The sequence below is a fragment of the Neorhizobium populisoli genome (genome assembly GCF_019430945.1).
Lineage (GTDB): Bacteria > Pseudomonadota > Alphaproteobacteria > Rhizobiales > Rhizobiaceae > Neorhizobium > Neorhizobium populisoli.
On the sequence record NZ_JAHYCB010000012.1, the window covers coordinates 26074 to 46045 of the forward strand.

Annotated in this window: 17 protein-coding genes; 9 read left to right on the forward strand and 8 right to left on the reverse strand. The window is 60.6% G+C overall.

Annotated features, from left to right (window positions below; translation table 11 throughout):
- The first annotated feature begins 79 nt into the window (after positions 1–79).
- Together KX729_RS26385 and KX729_RS26390 are read left to right on the forward strand one after the other, a co-directional pair.
- On the forward strand, positions 80–778 hold the full coding sequence (locus KX729_RS26385) for a GntR family transcriptional regulator (protein WP_219745473.1): 699 nt from the start codon (positions 80–82) through the stop codon (positions 776–778).
- A gap of 162 nt (positions 779–940) precedes the next feature.
- Positions 941–2011: an isocitrate/isopropylmalate dehydrogenase family protein gene (locus tag KX729_RS26390; RefSeq protein ID WP_219745474.1), complete on the forward strand. Its 1071-nt coding sequence runs from the start codon at positions 941–943 to the stop codon at positions 2009–2011.
- A gap of 79 nt (positions 2012–2090) precedes the next feature.
- On the opposite strand, the gene KX729_RS26395 is transcribed toward KX729_RS26390, so the two are convergent.
- Positions 2091–3092: a Bug family tripartite tricarboxylate transporter substrate binding protein gene (locus KX729_RS26395; protein WP_219745475.1), complete on the reverse strand. Its 1002-nt coding sequence runs from the start codon at positions 3090–3092 to the stop codon at positions 2091–2093.
- 105 nt (positions 3093–3197) lie between these two features.
- Here KX729_RS26395 and KX729_RS26400 point away from each other — a divergent pair, with 105 nt between their 5' ends.
- On the forward strand, positions 3198–4199 hold the full coding sequence (locus KX729_RS26400; protein WP_219745476.1) for a LysR family transcriptional regulator: 1002 nt from the start codon (positions 3198–3200) through the stop codon (positions 4197–4199).
- Between the two features lie 27 nt (positions 4200–4226).
- On the opposite strand, the gene KX729_RS26405 is transcribed toward KX729_RS26400, so the two are convergent.
- From KX729_RS26405 to KX729_RS26425, 5 genes are all read right to left on the reverse strand, one after another.
- Positions 4227–5354: an ABC transporter ATP-binding protein gene (locus KX729_RS26405; protein WP_219745477.1), complete on the reverse strand. Its 1128-nt coding sequence runs from the start codon at positions 5352–5354 to the stop codon at positions 4227–4229.
- A gap of 35 nt (positions 5355–5389) precedes the next feature.
- On the reverse strand, positions 5390–6304 hold the full coding sequence (locus KX729_RS26410) for an ABC transporter permease subunit (protein WP_219745478.1): 915 nt from the start codon (positions 6302–6304) through the stop codon (positions 5390–5392).
- Positions 6301–7212 carry an ABC transporter permease subunit gene (locus KX729_RS26415; protein ID WP_219745479.1) on the reverse strand — a complete coding sequence of 304 codons (912 nt, stop codon included), beginning with the start codon at positions 7210–7212 and terminating at the stop codon, positions 6301–6303. Before KX729_RS26415 ends, KX729_RS26410 begins: the two co-directional genes overlap by 4 nt.
- Positions 7213–7324: 112 nt before the next feature.
- On the reverse strand, positions 7325–8656 hold the full coding sequence (locus KX729_RS26420) for an extracellular solute-binding protein (protein WP_219745480.1): 1332 nt from the start codon (positions 8654–8656) through the stop codon (positions 7325–7327).
- Positions 8657–8858: 202 nt separating this feature from the next.
- Positions 8859–10034: a PfkB family carbohydrate kinase gene (locus KX729_RS26425; RefSeq protein WP_219745481.1), complete on the reverse strand. Its 1176-nt coding sequence runs from the start codon at positions 10032–10034 to the stop codon at positions 8859–8861.
- Between the two features lie 160 nt (positions 10035–10194).
- Between KX729_RS26425 and KX729_RS26430 the strand changes: the two genes are divergently transcribed.
- From KX729_RS26430 to KX729_RS26455, 6 genes are all read left to right on the forward strand, one after another.
- Positions 10195–11076, forward strand: a complete 882-nt coding sequence (locus KX729_RS26430; RefSeq protein WP_219745482.1) for an endonuclease/exonuclease/phosphatase family protein — start codon at positions 10195–10197, stop codon at positions 11074–11076.
- A gap of 161 nt (positions 11077–11237) precedes the next feature.
- Positions 11238–12773 (forward strand): ABC transporter substrate-binding protein, encoded by a 1536-nt coding sequence (locus tag KX729_RS26435; RefSeq protein ID WP_219745483.1) that lies wholly within the window; start codon positions 11238–11240, stop codon positions 12771–12773.
- Between the two features lie 70 nt (positions 12774–12843).
- Positions 12844–13761: an ABC transporter permease gene (locus KX729_RS26440; protein ID WP_219745484.1), complete on the forward strand. Its 918-nt coding sequence runs from the start codon at positions 12844–12846 to the stop codon at positions 13759–13761.
- A 5-nt stretch (positions 13762–13766) separates the two neighbouring features.
- A complete protein-coding gene (locus KX729_RS26445; RefSeq protein WP_246617873.1) occupies positions 13767–14675 on the forward strand; it encodes an ABC transporter permease in 909 nt (302 codons plus the stop codon).
- Positions 14675–16516 carry a dipeptide ABC transporter ATP-binding protein gene (locus KX729_RS26450; RefSeq protein WP_219745486.1) on the forward strand — a complete coding sequence of 614 codons (1842 nt, stop codon included), beginning with the start codon at positions 14675–14677 and terminating at the stop codon, positions 16514–16516. The genes KX729_RS26445 and KX729_RS26450 overlap by 1 nt, the downstream gene beginning before the upstream one ends.
- Positions 16509–17852, forward strand: a complete 1344-nt coding sequence (locus KX729_RS26455; RefSeq protein ID WP_219745487.1) for a lyase family protein — start codon at positions 16509–16511, stop codon at positions 17850–17852. Before KX729_RS26450 ends, KX729_RS26455 begins: the two co-directional genes overlap by 8 nt.
- A gap of 57 nt (positions 17853–17909) precedes the next feature.
- On the opposite strand, the gene KX729_RS26460 is transcribed toward KX729_RS26455, so the two are convergent.
- Together KX729_RS26460 and KX729_RS26465 are read right to left on the reverse strand one after the other, a co-directional pair.
- The gene (locus tag KX729_RS26460; protein ID WP_219745488.1) at positions 17910–18839 is read right to left on the reverse strand and encodes a LysR family transcriptional regulator; all 930 of its coding nucleotides are present in this window, start codon (positions 18837–18839) and stop codon (positions 17910–17912) included.
- 64 nt (positions 18840–18903) lie between these two features.
- On the reverse strand, positions 18904–19827 hold the full coding sequence (locus tag KX729_RS26465; protein ID WP_219745489.1) for a LysR family transcriptional regulator: 924 nt from the start codon (positions 19825–19827) through the stop codon (positions 18904–18906).
- Positions 19828–19972 lie beyond the last annotated feature (145 nt).

The window sequence follows — 19972 nt, forward strand, 5'->3', positions numbered from 1 at the left end:
CGACAGATTTCAACCGATGTGCTGGAATCTGTTCGAAAATATCTTGCAGCGCCGCGCCTGACTCTTACACGGCTTGATAATGTCTGATCCGAACACCCCGCCACACAATCTTTCTGCCATCGATTTCCTGCGCACCCGCTCGCTCGCGAATGTCGTGCAGGCGGAAATCGAACGCATGATCATAGACGGCGAACTGAAGCCCAATGAGCGGGTCAACGAAAACGGCCTGTCTCAGAAACTCGGGGTCAGCCGCGGCCCAATCCGCGAGGCCTGCAGCGCGCTGGCGGCCATGGGCCTGATCGAGATCATCCCGAATCGCGGCTTCTTCATCCGTGCGCTGAGCGAGGAAGAGGCACTGGACCTCTCGGAAGCCCGTGCCGGTGTGTTCGGCTGCATCGCGATGATGCTCGCAGAGCGCATCACGGATGAGGATATCGCCATCCTTCGTGACCTGCTGACGAAGATGGATGAGATCGCCAGGGATGGCGACGTGCATATCTATTATCCGGTCAATCTCGAATTCCATAAGCAGATCGGCCGCATGGCCGGCAATCAACGCCTGGAAAGCGTGTACCAAAGTTTCGTACGGGAACTTCATATCCAGCGATACCGGGCGCTTTCCACGCCGGACATCCTGCACACATCCAACCAGGAACATCGCGAGATCGTCGATGCGTTGGAAGCCCGCGATCCTATGCGCGCGCTTGTCGCTGCGCGTAGCCACATCCTCAATGGTATCGGGCGTGCTCGCCGGGCAAATCAGCCGGCAAAATCCTGACTTAAAAAAGCGGCCGTAAAAGCTTTTATTGTGCCGCTAATAATTGTTGACAATCTACAGTCTTCAATTCAGTGTCTGTCCATCCGGTTTGGAGGGGCGTTGGCTTTGCTGCGTCTCTCTTTTCGAACCACATCGGCGTTACGAATTGAAAGGATTGCATGCATGACCAGTCATCTCGTTCTCGGCATCTTGAATGGCGACGATATCGGCCACGAGATCGTTCCGGCGGCGGTCTCCGTCACGAAGGCCGCAGCGGTAATAACTGGGCTGGAGATCGACTGGCGCCCGATGCCCATCGGCCGGTCGGCGCTAGATACGCATGGCTCGACCTTCCCGGAAGGCACGATGGAGACGCTGGCAAAGATGGACGGCTTCATCCTCGGGCCGATCGGCCATCAGGCCTATCCGAAGGTGCCGGGCGCCATCAATCCGCACCCGATCATGCGCAAGGGTTTTAACCTCTTCGCCAATGTCCGCCCGACGAAGTCCTTCCCCGGCCTCGGCGCGATCCATGAGAACATCGACCTCGTCATTGTGCGCGAGAACAATGAAGGTTTCCAGCCGGATCGCAACGTCGTGGCCGGCTCCGGCGAATTCCGCCCCACCGAGGAGATGACCATTTCCGTGCGTGTCATCACCCGCACCGGCTCATCGCGCGTCGCGAAGGCAGCGTTCGAGATCGCCCGGCAGCGCAAGAAGCGGCTGACGCTGGTGCACAAGAACACCGTCTTCAAGCTCGGTTGCGGCATGTTCGTCGAGGAGTGCTATCGCGTCGGCAAGGAGTTTCCGGATGTGACGATCGACGAGGTGATCGTCGATACGATGGCGATGCGACTGATCCGCGATCCGCAGAGCTTTGATGTGATTGTTACCACCAACATGTTCGGCGACATCCTGACCGATGAAGCGGCTGGCCTTGTCGGCGGTCTCGGCATGGCCCCTGGCCTCTGCATTGGCGAGGGCAATCTGGCCATGGCGCAGGCCACCCACGGCTCGGCTCCGGATATCGCCGGCAAGGGCATCGCCAACCCGTTCGCAATGATCGAATCCACCCGTATGATGATCGAGTGGCTCGGTCACAACCGCGGAATCCCGCAGGCGATCGAAGCCGCGGCGATCATGGAAAAGGCGATTGCTTCCGCGCTTGCCAATCCGGCAACGCGTACCCGCGACATCAAAGGAACGACGGATACGAAGGGGATGACCGAAGGTATTATCACCGCACTTCATTGAGAAGGCGGCTGCGGCCCTTACAGAACCAAGGTATCCCGCCGCGGCTAACGGCGGGATATTTGCCTGAGTTGCAATTCGATCAATCGAGCTTGATGCCGGCCTTCTTGATGATCGCGCCCCAGCGGTCGATTTCCAAGGCGATATGATCGTGGAACTGCTTTGGCGTATTCGTCCAGACATCGGCGCCTTCCAGCGCCAGCCGCTCTCGGACTTCCTCGCCAGCCAGAGCTGCCACGATTTCCTTGTTCAGAAGGTCGATGATCTCTTTCGGCGTGCCGGCAGGCACAAGGATGCCGTACCATTGCGATGCTTCAAAACCCGGGAAGCCCTGTTCGGCAACGGTCGGCACGGTCGGCGCCGCGCGAAGACGGGTCGTGCCTGAAACCGCCAGCGCACGCAATTTGTCGGCCCGGACATGCTGGATGAGGTTTGGAGCGCCGGTGAAGGTCAGCTGAATCCGTCCGCCGAGCAGGTCGGTGACGGCCGGCGCCGTTCCCTTGTAGGGCACATGGGTCATCTCGATGCCGGCGCGGTCCGCGAGCGCAACCATGGCCATATGGGCCGCGCTGCCATTGCCGCCGGAAGCGTAGTTGAGCACGCCGGGGTTCTTCTTGGCGTAGTCGATCAGCTCCTGCAGCGTCTTCGCCGGTACGTCCGGATGGACGACGAGAATGTTGTGAACCTGCGCGATGCCGCTGACCGGATCGAGGCTCTTCAGCGGATCATAAGGAAGCTTCGGGTAAAGGCCGGGTGCCGCGCCGAGCGTGCCGATATGGCCCATGACCAGCGTATGCCCATCCGGCTCCGCGCGCGCAACCGAGGCGACGCCAACCGTGCCGCCGGCGCCCGCCCGAGATTCCACGATGACCGACCGTTTCAGGACGGTCTCCAGTTTCTGGCCGATAACGCGGGCAAGAATATCGGTCGAGCCGCCCGGCGTGAACGGTACGACGAGTGTCAGGTTCTGGCTGGGATAGCCGACCGCGTTCGCCTTCGAGAGGCTGGTCGCAGCAAAACCGAGTGCGGAAGCACCGACTAAAAACCGGCGGCGGGTGAAGGGTAGTCGTGGTGTGTTGGTCATTTGCATTCTCCTCCTTCAATGCATTCGACGGATTTTGTCGCGATGATCGGATGACAGGGCAGGTATTCCTCCCAGACCCTGCAGCCCACTGCATGCATCCTCCGCTTGCAGAAGTGGCAGAGATCGCTCATATTTCGTGATGAAACAAACGAATTTTATGAACCATCAGATGAATCAGGTTCATCCATTAGCGTAGTCGTAGATCGTATGAACTACAGTTCGAGAGTCGACTTCCTCGGCCTTCATGCCTTTGTTGCGATTGCCGATCGCGGCAGTTTTCGGGATGCGGCAACGCATCTCAACCTTTCGCATACGGCGATCAGCCATCGGATCAGAAAGCTTGAAGACGAACTCGGCCAGAAGCTGTTCGTCAGAACCAGCCGGGAGGTTCGTCTCACGCAGGCGGCGGTGGATCTTCTGCCGAAGGTGAAGCAGACGCTGGCGCAACTGGCATCGTCCATGGACGAGCTGCGGCGGGCCGGAGAGGGGAGACATAACAGGCTTTCCATCGCCTGTTTGCCGACAATCGCCGCGGGGCGCCTGCCGCACATCCTCAAGCGGTTTCACGAAACTCATCCGGAGGTTTTCGTCCAGATCTACGACCAATCAGCCTCTGAAATTTCCGATCTGGTCGAACGCGGCACGGTCGAGTTCGGCGTCACGATCAATACGAGCCATCGCTGGGATTTCGATACGGAAGTATTGGTGGATGATCCCTTCGTTCTCGTATGCCCCATGGGGCACCTGCTGACGCAGAAAGACAGGGTGGAATGGTCCGATCTTGAGGGCTATCCGCTGATCCGGGTCAGCCAGCATTCCGGCAACCGCATGATCATCGACGATGCACTCGCGGGCACCGGCGATCACCTGGTCTGGCGCTACGAGGCACAACATCTGCAAACGGCCATTGCCATGGCACATGCGGGGGCCGCACTCGCAGTCGTGCCACAAATGGCTTTTGCATCGGCAGATGAGGAAAGCCTGGGGTTGCGGCAGCTCCACAATCCGCAGGTCACGCGGCAAATAGGCATCGTCTCGCGCCGTGGCGTGCCGCTTTCGCCCACCGCAACCGCCCTCAGAAACCTGGTGCGCGAGGCATTCCGTTGACGGTGCGGCGGCTCGTGGTGAACGCCATCAAACCAGCGCAGGCACGGATACTGTCCGCTCCGCGGTCTCTGGCTTCGATACGGTATGGGCTGTCGGCTGAACGTCGATGACACGGCCGTCCTTGGCGAAGAAATGCAGGTGTTCGGAAGGGAGCTTGATCGCTAGCGCGTCGCCGATCACCTGCTTGTCGTTGGCGGAGAGCAAAGCCGACACCGCCATGTCGCCGATCCGCAGATGAACCTGCCGTCCGTTGCCCAGCTCCTCGGCGAACTCGACCGGGACGATATGGCCATTGCCGATCTCGACATGCTCGGGTCGGATACCGGCGACGATCTCGGTGCCCGGCGCCACTGGCAGTGCGTAACCGAGCGAGATCTTCATGCCGTCGCCGAAAACGATGCCGCGATTGTCGGTATCAACGGTCGCAGGGATGAGGTTCATCGGTGGCGAACCGAGGAAGCTTGCGACAAAGGCGCTGGCGGGTTTTTCGTAGATGTCTGCCGGTCTGCCCACCTGCTCGATCCTTCCCTTGTTCATGACGATCAGGATATCGGCCAGCGTCATTGCCTCGATCTGGTCGTGGGTAACGAAAAGACTGGTGACACCTTGCTTGCGATGCAGCCGCTTGATCTCGAGCCGCATCTGGGTGCGCAGCTTGGCGTCGAGGTTCGACAACGGTTCGTCGAACAGGAAGACTTTCGGCTCTCGGATGATGGCGCGGCCCATTGCGACGCGCTGGCGCTGGCCACCGGAAAGCTGGCCGGGCTTGCGCTTCAGATATTCGTCGAGCTGAAGGGTGCGGGCGACCTCGGCGACACGCTTTTCGATTTCGGGGCGCTTCACGCCCGCGACGCGGAGCGAATAACCGAGGTTCTGCGCGACGGTCATATGCGGGTAAAGCGCATAGTTCTGGAAGACCATCGCGACGTCGCGCTCGCGGGGCTGCAGCTCCTCGACACGCCGGCCGGCGATCGAGATTTCACCACTGGATACTTTCTCCAGACCGGCCAGCAGCCGCAGCAGCGTCGACTTTCCGCAACCCGACGGGCCGAGGATGACGGCGAATGCGCCGCGCTCGATCGAAAGGTTGAGGCTGTGGAGCACCTGCGTCGTACCGAACGACTTGGTGATGTTGGAAAATTCGATTTCGGCCATGGGAAGCCTCCTTGATTGATGAGTGCCGCCGAGGGCTATTTGTCTGTGTTGACCAGGCCCTTGACGAACCAGCGCTGGGCCAGCACCACCACCAGAACCGGCGGCATCATGACGAGCAGCGCACCGGCGAGGATGACGTTCCAGTCGGCGGTTGCGTCGGAGCCCGGTTGCATGGCGGTCAGACCGATGGTGAGTGTGCGGTATTCGGGGCCGGTGGTGACGAGCAGCGGCCAGAGATACTGGTTCCAGCCGAAGACGAACATGATGACGGCGAGCGCCGCGATATTGGTGCGCGACAGCGGTAAAAGGATATCCCAGAAGAACCTGAGCGCTCCGGATCCGTCCATCTTGGAGGCCTCCGCCAGTTCGTCGGGAATGGTCAGGAAGAATTGCCTGAACAGGAACGTGCCGGTAGCTGTAGCGATCAGCGGCAGGGTGAGGCCCAGATAGGTGTTGATCAGGCTGAGCTTCAGCACGACCCGGACGCCCGAAAGAGTCTGGATCAGCCAGGCAAGGCCCGTCCATTCGAGAATCCTCTGAATCGGCAAAAGCACGTTCGAGACGATTTCATAGGTCGGCACGATGCGCACTTCGAGCGGCAGCATCAGCGTGATGAAGATCATCCAGAACGCCAGCGCCCGGAAGCGAAAGCGGAAATAGACCAGTGCGAAGGCGGTGATCATGGCGATGACGATCTTGCCGACCGTGATGATCAGCGTCGAAATGATCGAGTTCATGAACAGCGTGGAGAAAGCGCCCTTCTTCCAGGCGGCCGCCATGTTGACCAGCAACTGATCGCTGGGCCAGAGGGGTTTCGGGACTTCGGCGACCCGCTCGAAAGGCATCGTGGCGGTGATCAGTGATACATAGATCGGAAAGCACATTGCGAATGCTGCGGCAAGCAGGATCGCATGCGTGACGAAATTGAGGATCGGGCTTTTCTCGATCATTCGGAGGCCTCCCCCTTGTCGGAACCGGCGTAATGGACCTTGCGCTCGACGAAACGGAATTGAAGCAGGGTCACGGCGATGATCAAAATCATGAGAAGCAGCGACTGCGCCGAGGATGACGAGAGATCAAGCCCGATAAAGCCGTCCTGATAGATTTTATAGACCATGGTCTGGGTGGCATTGCCCGGTCCGCCTTGGGTCATGACGTTGATGATGCCGAACCCTTCGGTAAACGAGGTGGTGACGTTGAGCACCAGAAGCAAGAAGAAGGTCGGCGAGATCAACGGGAAAACCAGATCGAAGAAACGCCGCATCGGGCCGGCGCCATCCATGGCGGCCGCCTCGACGAGATTGTTCGGAATGGCCTGAAGGCCGGCCAGGAAGAAGACGAAATTGAAGGTGATCGAGGTCCAGCTGGAAGCAATGATCACCATGGTCAGCGCGTGGGCGCCATTCAGCGCCGGGTTCCAGAGACCCGGATACCATTGGTTGACGATGCCGAAAATGCCGATCTGCGGCTGGAAGATGAACTGCCAGGCGATCGCTGCGACGGGAGCGGCAACCGCATAGGGCCACATGATGGCGGTCTTGTAGAAGATCATGCCGCGCAGGCCGCGATCGGCGAAGACGGCGAAGATCAGCCCGAGGCCGAGCGAGATGACCGTCGTTGCGACGGACATGATCAGCGTGTTGCGGATGGCGATGTGATAGACCGGGCTGGTGACGATCTCGGTGAGATTGCGCAGGCCCACCCACACGGCATCGCCGCCGAATGGCGGTTCCAGCGTGAAGGACCAGAAGAGCGCCTGGCCGGTCGGCCAGTAGAAGAACAGGAAGATGATCAGCAGCTGCGGGCCTATCAGAAGATAGGGCAGCCACCGGTCTTCGAAGACGACACGTTTGATCATGCGGATGCTCGGACCAAATTCTGGGGTGGAGATCGGGGAACCGGCCCGGATCGGCGATGCGATCCGGGCCGGCGTTTCTGCGGCTCAGGCTTAAACCTGGCGACCGGACCGATCAGGGCAGCGTGCGGCCGGCGTAGGTGTCGGCGAAGCGCTTCAACAGCTGGTTGCCGCGAGTGGTGGCGGTGTCGATTGCCTGCTGCACCGTCACCTGGTTGTTGAGCGCCTTCTGCAGCTCTTCGGTGATGATGTTGCGGATCTCGACATAATTGCCGAGGCGGACACCCTTGGAGAGCGGGGTCGGCGCGGCCCGGGTCAGGCTCTGCACGGCGAGATCGCGGTTGATCTTGCCCTTCTGCTTATAATAGCCGGAGGCGACGAGCTCGTTGTAAGCCGATTTGGTGACCGGGATATAGCCGGTGCCATCAGACCAGAGCTTCTGCTGCTCCGGCTGGGCAATGAACTGATAGAAGGCGCCGACGGCCTTGTATTCGTCCTTGGAGAAACCCTTCATCGTCCAGAGTGCCGCGCCGCCGACAAGGCTGTTGATCGGCGTGACGTCCTTGTTGTGCGGCAGCTGGGCGACGGTCCATTTGGTGCCCTTCGGGGTCGCAAGCTCGTCGGTCGAGGTGAAGCCGGCGATCGAGTCGAACATGATGGCGCAACGACCGGTGACGAACATGTCGCGGCGGTTGTTGAAGTTCGGATCGTATTTGGCAAGACCGGCGTCGAACCAGCGCTTCTGGCGCTCCATGTGCTTGACGAAGATGGTCTTGTTGAGCTCAAGCTGGGCGTCGAGGCCGTCATAACCGTTGTTCTTCGAAGCGACCGGAACGTTATGGATCGCCGAAAACTGCTCCATGTCCGACCAGAGGTCGATATTCCAGGTGAGCGGGCACGACGAGCCAGCCTTGTCGCGCAGCGCGACGAGCAGGTCGTCGAAACCTTCCCAGGTGTCCGGGAAGGTGGTGTAGCCGGCGGCCTTCAAGGCGTCGGTGTTGTAATAGACCATGGCGGTCGAAGAGTTGAACGGGAAAGCCCAGAGCTTTCCGTCGCGGCCGGCATAATAGTTACCGATGACCGGGAAATAGTCGTCCCAATTGATCTTGAGACCCTGCTCCTCGGCGAGCTGGTAGGCCGGAATAACTGCGCCGGACAGCATCATCGTGCCGGTGCCGCGGTCGACTACCTGCAGGATATGCGGCTGGTTGCCGGCGCGCACGGCGGCCATCGCCTTCTGGAAGATTTCGTCATAGTCGCCCTCGCGGGTGCACTTGATTGTGTAGAGGTCCTGGCTCTTGTTGAAGCGGTCGCACTGGGCGAGCACTTCGTTCTGCAGGCGGCCGGACAGGCCGAACCACATGTTGATCTCAGTCTTGGCGCTGGCGGGCGCGGCACCGGCGAGTGCTGCGAGCGCGGTTGCAGCAACGAAAGCAGTCTTGAGCATCCCTGTCTCCAAATCCTTTTGTGCGACGGCCGGCATTTCCGACTGCGCGAGAACAGGCAGGGCAACTATCGTGAAAACGTTTCATTTGGATGACGGCACTATGTCCGGTTGGTGATGGTTGTGCGACAGAGCGACCGCAGGACGCAATTTCGCGGCGCCGAAACCGGCGCGCCGATCGGTTTAAAATGATGAGGGGTGGCGTCTAGGCGCGTTCGGCGATCTCGGTGAGACCGCCGGCAATCAGCTTGGCGGTAATTTCGATCGTGTTCACGCCGACCGCGCCGATCGAATAGGAAGCCCCGACTGCTGCCCAGCGCGCCGCCAGAACGGCATCGCCGGTGTTGAGATAAACGGCCAGGAAGACGCCGACGAAGACATCTCCCGCTCCGGTAACATCGACGGGGTCGAGTACAAGAGCAGGCACGATGACCGGGGCGGACCTTGGCTGAATGAGAGCGGAGCCACCGGCACCCATCGTCAATACGACGCTTGCGTCAGTATCCTCGATACGGCGGGCGAGCGCCGCCACAAGCTCATCGTCTTCGATATCCAGATTCATGATTTGCCGGGCTGCGGGCCTGCTCATGAAAATGAAATCGCAGCTTCGGCAGAGTTCGTCGAAGGCCGCTGGTGTTCTCCAATGGGCGGGTAAGCCTGTCGTATCGATCGTCACCAGGTCCGGCCGAGTCGTGCCGGTGAAATGGAATTCATCGAGCAAGCCGACGCGAAAACCTTCGAGATGAAGGCAGCGGCGTCCGGCTTTTTCAGCCGCTTCGGCGAGATAGTCGCGAATGCGTGGCGCTGGAAGCGAAAGCGGTTCATTGAGGATGGTGCGACGTCCGCCGGTCTCGACGATAATGACGCTGCGGGACAGTCGCCCGCCCGCGACACGCTCGACCGCATCGACATTCAGTCCGAATTCCAGAAGTTGAGAAAGTGCCCAATCGCTTTCCGGATCGTCGCCGAGGGAGGAAATGAGGTCGACCGCCACTGGGAAGTCGCCGCCAAGGCGGCTCGCCGCAATCGCCACATTGGCAGCCGGGCCGCCGACCGATCGATGGATGAGTTTGGCCGAGACGCGGCTGCCCGCCGGCGGCATTTCCTCGGTCAGGATAGAATGGTCGGTGCTGACATAGCCGATCGTCGTCAGGCGTGGCGCATCGGGAAGCAGGGCGGCGCCGTTGCGCGCCCTTTCGGTCTGCCCAACCAGTGACCGGGCAACTGAATTCGGCCGATAGCCCAGCCGCTTGACAGCGTCGAACACCGCAATGCGGTTCTGTTCCGTCACCGCCGCATTGCCGTTCACGACACGGCTGACTGTGCCGATGGAGACCTGCGCCAGCCGCGCGACATCCTTGATGGTGGCACGGCTTTTCATGGCTTGGGCTGTGTTCCGTCGAGAGAGGGCAGTTGAAGGTTCATGCAATCGTCACAAAAGAGAATCGGAAGTTTCACACTAGAGGCCTAATTCCATCATGCGCATGAAATGAAACGTTTTCTTTAAATTCATGCAATTCAATTTCACGCGAGGCCTTCTTATGCTGATCACGACCTACAATATCCAATACACCCGCGGCCGCGATGACCGTTTCGATCTGGAACGGATTGTCGAAACCGTCAAGGACAGCGATATCATCGCCTTGCAGGAAGTCGAGAATTACTGGGACCGTTCCGGTAATATCAGCCAGGCCGACGAGATCGCCCGCTTGCTGCCCGATCACTTCTTCGTCTGGGGTCCGACCGTCGACGTGCTGAAGGTTTCGGACGCGGAAGGCAAGAAGCCGACCGAATACAAGCGCCGCCAGTTCGGTAACATGATCCTGTCGCGTTATCCTATCCTGTCGACCCGCAACCACATGTATCCGAAGTTTACTGCGCCTGGCCCGCACACGATCCAGCGCGGCGCGATCGAGGCGCTGATCGATCTGCCAAGCGGCCCGGTCCGCTTTTATTCGACCCATCTCGATCACCTCGCCAGCCGCCACCGCATGGTCCAGTTGCAGGAACTCATCAACGTCTCCAACCGTGCCTTCCAGGATGGCCCTGCGATCGGCGGCCGCGAGATCGTCCCGTCCTGGCGTGAAGAACCGGCGCTACCGGACATGCCGCGCGAAGCGATACTGCTTGGCGACTTCAATTTCGAGCCGACCTCGCCGGAATATGAGTGGATCTGCGGCTCGGTAAACCGCTGGCACGGCCGCCTGCCGGATGCATCCGGTTTCGTGGATGCCTTCGTGGCGGCCGGCGGTGCAGAAGATCAGGGTCATACCCTTTATCGCGACTTCGCAGCGAAGACCGGTATCCGCATCGATTATTGCTTCGTCCCGACCTGGCTCTCCAACCGGATCGCCAAGGTCTGGGTGGACGAGCAGGCCGATGGATCGGACCACCAGCCGCTTCGCATCGAAATCGACCTCTGATTTCAGCCGGTAATGACAAGAGCGCTCCGGGAAACCCTCTTTTGAGTCAAAGCCCGGAGCGAGCACATCAGTTGCAAGAAATGCAACAGTACGGGCGCTATTTTCAATTTTTGAAATGGCAGGAGGACGCTAGACTGAGCTTGTATCTGGGAGGATTCCAAATGATCAAGCTTAAGCGGGCCGTCGGCTCAACCCTTTTTGCTATTACGCTCAGCCTTTCGCTTTCCACCGCACCCGCCTTCGCCAAGAAGGCCGACGATACGCTGCGTGTGGCGATGGCCGAGGAAATTCTCAATCTCGATTATAATTACACGACCAAGCGCGAATATATCATCCTTGCGCAGATGACAGATGCGTCGCTCTTCGACGTCGATCCGAAAACTCAGGAAATCGTCCCTTCCGTCGCAAGCGGCTATAAATTTATCGACGACAAGACGCTGGACGTGACTTTGCGCACGGATGTCAAATTCCATGACGGTTCAGTGCTGAATGCGGAGGATGTCGCCTATACCTATAACTGGATCATCGATCCGAAGAGTGAATCCAATGCGACCGGCATTATCGGCCGCTGGCTGGACCGCGTCGAGGTCACTGGCGCCAATACGCTCCGCTTCCACATGAAGGCGGTTTATCCGCTGGCGCTGCGCGACATGGCCCAGCGCATCATGTTGCGCAAGAAGGATACCTATAATCCGGGCGGCGTGGTCAACAAGAACGCCATGGCGCAGAAGGTCAACGGCACTGGTCCGTACAAGGTCACCTCGTTCAAGCCCGGTCAGGAGGTAGTGCTGGAGCGTTTCGACGGTTTCTTCGGTCCGAAGCCGGCAATCAAGAAGATCATCGTGCGCAACATTCCCGATATCGGCACGCAGCAGGCCGAATTGATGGCCGGCGGTGTCGACTGGATGTTCAACGTGCCGCTCGACCTCGCCCAGAGTCTCGGTGCAACGCCGATCGCCAAGCACCTGAGCGGCCCGGATCTGCGCGTCAGCTTCGTGGTGCTGGATGCGGCCGGCTATACAGATCCGAAGGGGCCGCTGACCAAAGTCGAGGTTCGTCGGGCCATCAACTACGCTCTGAACCGTGGTGAAATGGCGAAATTCCTGATCGGCGGTTCGGCTGAGGGAATTCATACCGCCTGCCATCCGGCCCAATTCGGCTGCGACCAGAAATCGGTCGATTATCCTTACAATCCGGCCAAGGCCAAGGAAATGCTGAAGGCCGCCGGTTATCCGAACGGTTTCCCGCTCGACCTCTGGGCCTATCGTGAGAAACCCGTCGCCGAAGCGGTCGCGGCGGACCTGACGGCCGCCGGCATCAAGGTGAACCTGCGGTATGTGAAGCTGGAATCGCTCGATCAGGCCCGGGCCAACAAGCAGATCTCCGCCTATATCGGCACCTGGGGGTCAGGCGGTACGGCGGATACGGCGGCGATCGCCCGCATCCATTTCTCCGACGAAACCGACCGCAATCTCTCCGGTGACGCGCAGCTCAACAAGGATGTGCTGGCGGCCGAACAGACCAATGACGAGAACAAGCGCCGCGAACTTTACACCAAGGCGGTCGGCCGTATTGCTGATCAGGCCTATTGGGCGCCGCTCTTCACATATTCGGCCAATTATCTGGTCTCGCCGGAACTGAACTTCCCGCTCGATTCCGATGGCCTTCCGCGCCTCCAGAACGCAAGCTGGAAGTGACCGCAAAACGGGCGGCGGATAAGATCACAGCCGCCGCCCGTCCTTGCCGTTGTCTTCCGGGAGAATGCCCATGCTTAGATATATCCTTTTGCGCGGAGTGCTGGCGCTCGCCGTCGCGTTCACCGTTTCCCTCGCCGCCTTCCTGCTCCTGAACGTTGCGACCGATCCAGCTCGCGCCATTGCCGGTGAGGATGCAACACCGGAAGTCGTGCAGACGATCCGCGTCCGTTATGGTCTCGACCAGCCCATGCCGGTCCGTTACGCACAATGGCTTGGCGGTGTCGTGCAGGGCGATTTCGGCGAGAGCTATTACTGGCATAAGCCGGTTGCCGAACTGGTGGCGGAGCGGGCAGGGGTAACGATCGCGCTGGCGCTGGCCGCCATGGCCGTGACGATCCTGATCGCCATTCCGCTCGGGGTGCTTGCGGCGCTCAATCCGAATTCATGGATAGATCGCACGGCGCTCGGGGTGGCCGTGTCAGCGCAGGCCGTGCCGAATTTCTGGCTCGGCCTGATCATGATCATTCTCTTTTCCGTCACCTTCCCGATCTTCCCCGTCTCGGGTGATGCGACCTGGATGCATTTCGTTCTGCCGGCCTTCGTGCTCGGTGCGACATCGGTGCCTGCCGTCATGCGCCTCACCCGTACCGGCCTGATCGAGGTGATGGGCGCCGATTACATCCGCACTGCCCGCTCGAAGGGGTATAGCGGTGCAAGCCTCCTCTGGCGCCATGCTCTCCGAAACGCTTTGCTGCCGGTTATCTCGGTGCTGGCGGTGCAGCTCGGCCAGAAATTCGGCGGCTCGGTGATTACCGAAAGCATTTTCGCGCTGAACGGGCTCGGGCGGCTGGCGCTCGAATCCATCCTCGGTGCGGATATCCCGACCGTGCAAATGCTCATCTTCGTCTTCGCCATCGTCTTTGTGGTGATGAACCTGCTCGCCGATATCCTCAATGCGGCGCTCGATCCCCGTATCCGGATAGGATGACGCCTATGAATATCGGCATCGAACCGAACCTTACGGCTGCGGAAGAACCCGCGCCGCTGACGCCCCGCCAGATCATGCGCCGCCGCGCCCGCAAGCATCGCAGCCTGATGATCGGCGCCGGCATCATCCTCGTGCTCGCTTTCATCGCGCTCTTCGCGCCATTGCTCGCCCCGCATGATCCGTTCGTGCAGTCGCTCGGCAAGCGCATGCTGCCGCCAGTCTGGGTGCAGGGCGGCAACTGGGATTACCTGCTCGGCACCGACCAGAATGGCCGCGACTACCTGAGCCGCCTCATCTACGGCGCCCAGGTCTCGATGGTGATCGGCATCGGGGCCGCGACGATCGGCCTACTGATCGGCGTCACCCTCGGTGTGCTCGCCGGTTATTTCGGCGGCTGGGTCGACCATGCGGTGAGTTTCCTGCTGACGGCGCAACTGGCACTGCCAGGCCTGCTGCTCGCCATGGCACTGGTTTTCATCATCGGACCGTCGGTCTGGGTGGTGATCGGCATTATCGGCGTGCTGCACTGGACCTATTATCTGGTCGTCACCCGCTCGGCGACGCAGCGCATCCGCCAGCTCGATTTCGTCGCTGCCGCATCTGCCTCGGGCGCCACGTCGCGCCAGATCATCTGGCATGAAATCCTGCCCAATCTCATCTCGCAGATCATCGTCATCTTCACCTTCGAGCTCGGCATAGCGATCCTGGCGGAAGCGAGCCTCTCCTTCCTTGGTGTCGGCATCCAGCCGCCCACGCCCTCCTGGGGCCTGATGATCGCCGAAGGCAAGGCGATGATGTTCTACCGCCCCTGGCTGGTCATCCTGCCCGGCATCTGTCTTTTCGTGCTGGTCATCGGGGCGAACCTGATGGGCGATGGTCTTCGCGATATCACCGCGCCGGAAGGGAGGAACTGATGGCTCCGCTTCTCGAAATCCGCAATCTCTCCGTTTCACTGGAACTGCCGAATGCCCGGCTGCATGCCGTGCGCGGCGCGACCGTCAGCCTTGATCGCGGCCAGACGCTTGGCATCGTCGGCGAAAGCGGTTCCGGCAAGTCGATGACCGCGTTGGCGCTGATGCGGCTTCTACCGCGCGGCGCGGAGGTGAATCTCGACCGGCTCGCCTTTGACAGCCAGGATCTGACTGCCGTTCCGGATGCCGTTTTCGCCCGCGAAATCCTCGGGCGCCGCATGGCGATGATCTTCCAGGAGCCGATGACCTCGCTCAACCCGGTCTATACGATCGGCCGGCAGTTGACCGAGGCCTCGGTGCGGCAAGGGGTGCTGAGCGCCAAGGTGGCGCATCAACGGGCGATCGCACTCCTTGACCGTACCGGCATTCCGGACCCGGCCGGCCGCATGTCGCAATATCCGCACCAGCTTTCCGGTGGCCAGCGCCAGCGCGTGATGATCGCCATGGCGCTGATGATGGAACCGGAACTGCTGATCGCCGACGAGCCGACCACGGCGCTCGACGTCACGGTGCAGGCACAAATCCTCGAACTGCTGGCAGGCCTGCAGTGTGAAATGGGCATGGCGATGATCCTGATCTCGCACGATCTTGCCGTCGTATCCGAACATACGGACCGCGTTGCGGTCATGTATGGCGGCGAGATGATCGAGGAGGGCAGGGCGGCCGAGGTGATGGCCGCGGCGAAACATCCCTATACACAGGCGCTGCTCAAGGCTATTCCGCGCATGGATGGACCACCGGTGAAGCTCGCGGCAATCCCCGGCACGGTTCCATCAACGACCAGCATCCCTAAAGCCTGCATCTTCGCCTCCCGATGCGATTTCGTGCGCGATGTCTGCCGAAGTGGACGCCCGCCCGTGCAAGGATCGGACGAGCACTGGCGCCGCTGCATTCTGGGAGAAACGGAGCTTGCGACACAGCGTCAGGCTTCGCCCGTCGCCGCGATGGTCCGAAAGGCCGTCGAAGCCTCGACGGCGCCGGTCATCGAGGCGCGCGATATCGTGCAGGTATTCCAGTCTCGCCGTGGTCTGTTCGGGCCGAAGAAGGAAATCCGCGCCGTCGACGGTGTCAATCTCACCCTGAAGCGGGGCGAGACACTGGCTTTGGTCGGTGAAAGCGGCTCCGGCAAGTCGACGTTGGCGCGCGTCATGCTCGGTCTCAGCCTGCCGACGTCCGGCAGCGTGCTGATGCGGGGCAAGACGCTTGGCGGCATGTCGCCGCGCGAGCGGGCGGCGCTGGTGCAGCCGGTGTTTCAGGATCCCTATTCCTCGCTCAATCCGCGCCGGACGCTGGCCGAAATCATCGTCCGGCCGCTGGAATTGCGTGGCGATGGAAATTCCCAGACCCGCCTCGCCCGGGTGCGGGAGGTGATGGACATGGTGCGGTTGCCGCAACGGCTGATCCACAACTACCCGGCCCAGCTTTCTGGTGGCCAGCGGCAACGCGTGGCGATTGCGCGTGCACTCGTCACCTCGCCGGAAGCGCTGGTTTGCGACGAACCGACTTCGGCGCTCGATGTCTCGGTGCAAGCGCAGATCCTCAATCTGCTGACCGATCTGCAGGCCAATCTGGGCCTCAGCTGCCTGGTCATCACCCACGACATGGGAGTCGTTCACCAGATCGCCAACCGCGTGGCGGTGATGCTGAAGGGCAAGCTTGTCGAGGAAGGCTCGACGGATGCGGTGCTGAACCATTCCTCCCATGAATATACCCGGACGCTGCTTGCCGCGGCACCTCGCTTCCGGGCCGAAGAAACCCGCCTGGAGTTTTCCGGACATGAATGAAATGCCTCGTCCGTCGCTGACGCCTGAAACTCTGTTTGCTCGAGACACGCTCTGGCAATCCTGGCTCGACGTCGAAGCCGCGCTTGCCCGGGCGCAGGGGAAGCTCGGGATGATCCCGGAATGGGCCGCAACGGAAATCACCCGCGCCGCCGATATCCGCAGGCTGGACCGCGAAGCCCTGGCGGCGGACGTGGCGCGCACGCTGGCACCGATCCTGTCGATCACCCGGTCGCTGGCCGCCGCCTCCGGCCCGGCCGGCGATTTCGTGCATTGGGGGGCGACCACGCAGAACGTCATGCAGACCGGCCAGATACTGCTTCTGCGCGAGGCGGATCAGGCGATCCGCGCGCATCTGGCGGTCGCGGTCGAACATCTTGGTCAGATGGCGCACACCCATGCCCGCACGTTGATGGCCGGCCGCACCAATCGCCAGCATGCTTTGCCGATGACCTTCGGGTTCAAGGTGGCCGGTTGGATCGAGGAGATGGACCGGGTCGAAGAGCGGCTTTCCACGTCGGCGCAGCGGCTTTTCTCGCTGCCTTTCGGCGGCGCGGTTGGTGCCATGCATGCCTATGGCGAACAGGGCCGCGAACTGAACCGCCAAATGGCGAGCGATCTGGGCCTTCGGGAGCTCCTGGTGCCCAGCCGCACCGTCAATGACCTCTTCGTTGAATATCTCGTGCAGCTCGCGCTGCTTGCGATGACGGTCGAGCGGATCATGGGCGAACTTTATCGGCTGATGATGGAAGAGGTGGGCGAGATCGTCGAGCGGCTGGATGAAGGCACGGTCGGTTCCTCCACCATGCCACAGAAGATCAACCCGAAACACGTCGTGCGGGTCATTTCTCAGGCAATCGAGCTGCGCGGGATGGCGGGGCCGGCGCTCGAAAGCAGCCGCTCCAGCCATGAGGGGGACGCGGTTGCCAACCAGCTTCTGTCTTCGCTCGTCGAAAAGGCGGTGCCGCTGACCTGGAAGATGGCGGAAGGTTTTGCCAAGACGTTGAACCGGATCATCGTCGTGCCGGAGCGCATGCGGGAAAACCTCGACCGCAGCGGCGGCGCCATCGCTTCCGAAAAGCTGATGATGGTGCTGGCTCCGCTTGTCGGCCGGGCCCAGGCACATGATCTCGTCCACCATGTGCTGGAAAATGCCATGGAGGAGGGGGTTTCACCGCGAATAGCCATTTTCGCCGACACTGAAATCGGCAAGCATCTGACTGTGAAGGAGATCGAAGCGGCGCTCGATCCGGCATCCTATGTTGGCGACAGCGTCGAGATTGCGGAAAGTGCTGCCGAGCTTGCAATGAAACTCTCCCTACGTTTCCGTAGAGCCTAGGGCAATTTCAGCAGAATTGTTAAGCGGTTTTGCCATCCGAAGAAAGGCGGCACTGTTCTAAATCAGCTCCAGCATTTCCGCGGCCTGCGGGTCTCGTGCCCGCAGGTTCTCGATATGGGCCGAGATCGCGTCCAGGAACCGCTCCGACAGCGGCGCCCTCGGTCCACGCGGATGGAGCGATGCATAGGTGATCCAGTAATCGCCCTCGAGCGGCCTAAGAGCCAGACCGCAGCCCGGCCATAACGTCACGCAGATCCGGTCGATCAGCGTGATGCCGAGTCCCTGGCGCACCATCTCCACGGTAACCAGTGTCGATCCCGTCTCGAACGGCGCCTTGAGCGCCTGCCCTTTGTTGCCAAGAAGCTCCGAAAGCCGTTCGCGCCAGCGTTGACCGGGGGCAAGCGTGGCAAAACTTTCCCCTGCAATGTCCGAAATCGACAATACGTCCTTGGATGCCAGCGGGTGGTCGTCCGCCAGAAGAATGCCGAGCCGAGACCTCAGGAACGGCACGACATCGAGCTCGATGATGGCGTTTTCGACCGGCAGCGAGATGAGGCCGAGGTTGTAGCCGCGCGCCGCGACCTTGCTCTCGATCTCGAAGCGTGTCTCGACATTGACGGTGCTCTGGAATTCCGGGCCGCTTCTCCGCATCTGTGCCAAGCCCGGAATGGCGAGCCCGTTGGCGAGCGGCGCCGCGGTGACGATCGACAGCCAGTCCTGCGTCCTGCGGCGGATGTCCGCTGAGACGGTGCGGATTTCGTCCAGTCCGATCAGCGTATTGGCGATCTGCCGGTAGAAAAGCTCACCTTCCTCGGTCAATTCCAGTTGGCGCTTGGCGCGAGAAAACAGGGTAAGCCCGATCTCCGCTTCGAGCTGGGAAATCAACCGACTTGCCGCCGAGGTGGACACATTCATCCGCTCCGACGCTTCCGAAAGGGCGCCCGTCAGCACGATATGGCGGAAGAGTTGCAGCGCGCGCAGGTTCAACGTGTTTGCCCGAAACAAGAGGGTGAAGTATCGAATGGTAAGCTATTGAAAGTGCGAAATAACATCAAGGTGGTGCCTGCAGGTCCAGTGCGGATGCGCCCTTGCGGATAAGCTCGATGAACTTGCGCACATGCGGGTCCGTCCGCCGTTCGGGCAGGACATAAATGCCGAGCAGCCAGCTCGGCAACATTTCCTCTCCGTCGATCTCGACTTGCGCCAGCCCATGGGAAGCGAACGAGGCCGCCAAGAGGTCGGAGTGGATCAGAACGGCATCGGTATCCCGGGCGAAATCCATGCAGGCGCGCATCGAGTTCGACGTGAAGGCGTGGCCAAACCGGTCCGGTTGAGGAACGGGAATAGCGCTGTCGATAAGCAGTCGCTTCTGGCGCGATTCCGGTGGAAAGGCCATGGTCGTCGGGTAGGCAAAGATATCGGCAAGACGCCGGGGCTGGCCGAGCAGCGGATGGTCCGGCCGCACGAAATAACCGTCCTTCGCAAGACCGAGCGGAATGAAGTCGATATCGACTTCGCGGGCAAGTCCCTGGATCTGATGTCCGACGAAGAGCGAGATGTCACCCGCCCACAGCTGTTCCATACAGCGCATGGCATTGCCGATGCTGACATTGATCGGCGCATTCGGATGGTCGCGAAAATGCGCGACGACAAAATCCTTGAGGAAAAGCGTCCAGGACGAATAACCCGTGCCGATGCTGATGCCGTGTTCGTGCTCGGATTTTTGCCGCTCGATCGTCTCCAATGCGTTGGCATAAAGGCGGCGCATGATTAGCGAGTTCTTATAGAGCGTCTCGCCATAGGTGGTCAGCCGCACACCGCGCGAGGAGCGCTCGAACAGCCGTACCCCGAGGCTCTCTTCGAGCTTCTTGATGCTGTAGGTCAGCGCCGGCTGCGACACGAAAAGCCGTTCAGCGGCAGCGACGAAAGAGCCGAGCTCGGTCACGGCCATGAATTGTTCGAGCGATTTATCCACCCCATTCCTCCCCGGCAGGACGCTTTCTTCTATAAATGAATTTTATAAAAGATGCCATTTTTTGTATTTGTTTTGAAGGTCAGGCGACTGTAATTTTCCTGTCATCGGCCAGCCGAAGCCTTTCGAGGAGACGACACGGGGTTTG

Excerpts from the sequence above, each read along its gene's own strand:
- KX729_RS26385 (WP_219745473.1), top strand. The coding sequence starts at position 80 with ATGTCTGATCCGAACACCCCGCCACACAATCTTTCTGCCATCGATTTC.
- KX729_RS26390 (WP_219745474.1), top strand. The coding sequence starts at position 941 with ATGACCAGTCATCTCGTTCTCGGCATCTTGAATGGCGACGATATCGGC.
- KX729_RS26395 (WP_219745475.1), bottom strand. The coding sequence starts at position 3,092 with ATGACCAACACACCACGACTACCCTTCACCCGCCGCCGGTTTTTAGTC.
- KX729_RS26405 (WP_219745477.1), bottom strand. The coding sequence starts at position 5,354 with ATGGCCGAAATCGAATTTTCCAACATCACCAAGTCGTTCGGTACGACG.
- KX729_RS26410 (WP_219745478.1), bottom strand. The coding sequence starts at position 6,304 with ATGATCGAGAAAAGCCCGATCCTCAATTTCGTCACGCATGCGATCCTG.
- KX729_RS26415 (WP_219745479.1), bottom strand. The coding sequence starts at position 7,212 with ATGATCAAACGTGTCGTCTTCGAAGACCGGTGGCTGCCCTATCTTCTG.
- KX729_RS26420 (WP_219745480.1), bottom strand. The coding sequence starts at position 8,656 with ATGCTCAAGACTGCTTTCGTTGCTGCAACCGCGCTCGCAGCACTCGCC.
- KX729_RS26425 (WP_219745481.1), bottom strand. The coding sequence starts at position 10,034 with ATGAAAAGCCGTGCCACCATCAAGGATGTCGCGCGGCTGGCGCAGGTC.
- KX729_RS26430 (WP_219745482.1), top strand. The coding sequence starts at position 10,195 with ATGCTGATCACGACCTACAATATCCAATACACCCGCGGCCGCGATGAC.
- KX729_RS26435 (WP_219745483.1), top strand. The coding sequence starts at position 11,238 with ATGATCAAGCTTAAGCGGGCCGTCGGCTCAACCCTTTTTGCTATTACG.
- KX729_RS26440 (WP_219745484.1), top strand. The coding sequence starts at position 12,844 with ATGCTTAGATATATCCTTTTGCGCGGAGTGCTGGCGCTCGCCGTCGCG.
- KX729_RS26445 (WP_246617873.1), top strand. The coding sequence starts at position 13,767 with ATGAATATCGGCATCGAACCGAACCTTACGGCTGCGGAAGAACCCGCG.
- KX729_RS26450 (WP_219745486.1), top strand. The coding sequence starts at position 14,675 with ATGGCTCCGCTTCTCGAAATCCGCAATCTCTCCGTTTCACTGGAACTG.
- KX729_RS26455 (WP_219745487.1), top strand. The coding sequence starts at position 16,509 with ATGAATGAAATGCCTCGTCCGTCGCTGACGCCTGAAACTCTGTTTGCT.